We start from the raw sequence: 1860 nt of genomic DNA on the forward strand, positions 1-1860 counted from the left end.
CCGCCGGATCTGCGCCTTCGTGAGCCAGAACAGGTCAGCCATGGCAGCACCTCCGGCTACCATGGAATCAGCCATTCAGATCAGGCGCCAGCCCTCATTAACGGGTCCTGACCCTAGTCGGCCGGACGCCCAGGAGACACTCGCGGCCCCTCACGCACCGTGCGGACCGCTGCTTGACGGGTTCGGGTCTACCTTGGTGCTGACCCTGCTGGGCTGGCTCCGGCCGATGACGCTGCCGATCACTGGGGGCGGAGACCGGGCCTGATCGCGAGCCGCCTGATCGAGCACCTGGCCGACAGGGCCGAGAACGACGCTTCCTCTGTAAGACATGCCTGACTGGATGGGCGACTGCGCACCCGGCTGCGGCGTCCGAGAGGTTGGCTCAGCCCACCAGGAACTCCGCCAGCGAGACGGCGGCGAAGAGTGCGCCGGATACGATGAGGCTCGTCAGGATCAAGGAACTCACGGCTTTCTCCTCCGGCCAGTAAGACGCTGCCGCTCCGATTTATTACGTAACGAACAACCGTTGCGCTTAGATGCCCCGTTCAAGAAATTAACCAACCCGCCGGGCGTCAGGGGCACTCTACAGGCGAAACTCGGTCCCACTTCGCATCGTTACGGTAAAGGTCATTCGAGGCGGATGATCTTCCCTGCCGGGCTGCGATGGAGGCCGCATGCGTGACGATGAAGGCGAGGCTTGGGATGGAATGCCCGAAGCCGGGGCGGATGTGTTGGACAGAGCGGTGAATGCGTATCGCGCCAAGTTCAACGTTCCGCCGCCGACCGGCGAGTTCATCGGCTATCGATCCGCGCTGGCCCTTGAGATCCTGGCCGCCGTCCGACGCGGTGAGCGTCTGACGAGCGCCGAGCTGCACTGCCGCCTCGGCCGGAAGGCGACATCTTGCAGTGCCGTCGCTTAGCGACCGGCCCATGTCCCTCTGCCACACGGCATAACAAGCCTGCTTGCAGAGATGGGGATGCATCCCGGCTCGAAGACGAGATTGCTGGTGGCCAGGTAAGGGCTGTTCAGATCATTGAGGCGCAAACAAGGGCAGTTTCCCTTAGCGTGGCGACACCGCTGCGGGCCTGATCTCTTGCAAGGGACACAACCGATGCTCAAGACTGCTGATAGAGTAACCACCTTTTCTGACCGCTTCCACGATGCGCTGGACAGGATGCGCGAAGCGGACCCGGAACTGAGTAAGGAGGAGTTTGCAGCTCTCCTGGACAACGCGCTCGACGCGGTGCGAGCCCTTTCGGCCGCACGTGCTGAGACATGGCAGCAGCATGCGGAGAAGCTGATCGTGGCAGGTCGCGTGCGGGATGATCTGAGATCCACGGCCGCCGAGGGGCTGATCAAGTCCTGCATCTCGGACGCGATTTACCTGTCGATGATCGGCCGCGTCTGACACCTGCGGCGCAGCTCCTGTTGCACACAGACCGTCGGTGGCCCACCAACCCTGTCAGCACCAGCGCTGAACCACGGCGCTCGCCACAGGCTCGCCAAGGTGGAAGTCAGATCCTCGGGCAATACCTGCCGCAGAAGGACTGGTGCGACGGCATGCCTGCCGAGCCCAAGAACTTCGTGGCCGGCAGCAAAGACGAGGGAAGGATATAGCGCCTTCCACCGCGGCTGGCGAAGCTCAGGCGCGCCAGCCATCAAAGAACGGCCACGCTGCTGCCGAACTTTTCAGCCTCAGACCCCACCCTCCAGGCGCGCCAGGTCGTTCACCAGATCCCATGCCCAGAGTTCGGCCACGGTGCTGTGGACCGTCCCATCTGAATCTCTGGCTTCTGCCTTGGCCGCAAGGGCCTTGGCGATGATGCCGGCCATTGTCATGGGGACGGCAGCACTGATCG

The 1860-nt window shown here is 63.3% G+C and carries 2 protein-coding genes; both read left to right on the top strand.

Annotated features, from left to right (window positions below):
* Positions 1-674 precede the first annotated feature (674 nt).
* Positions 675-920 (top strand): hypothetical protein, encoded by a 246-nt coding sequence (locus tag BO39_RS29330; RefSeq protein ID WP_043840420.1) that lies wholly within the window; start codon positions 675-677, stop codon positions 918-920.
* 192 nt (positions 921-1112) lie between these two features.
* Positions 1113-1409 (top strand): hypothetical protein, encoded by a 297-nt coding sequence (locus BO39_RS29335; RefSeq protein ID WP_156964183.1) that lies wholly within the window; start codon positions 1113-1115, stop codon positions 1407-1409.
* Positions 1410-1860 lie beyond the last annotated feature (451 nt).

It is taken from the genome of Roseomonas aerilata DSM 19363, assembly GCF_000711725.1.
Lineage (GTDB): Bacteria > Pseudomonadota > Alphaproteobacteria > Acetobacterales > Acetobacteraceae > Roseomonas > Roseomonas aerilata.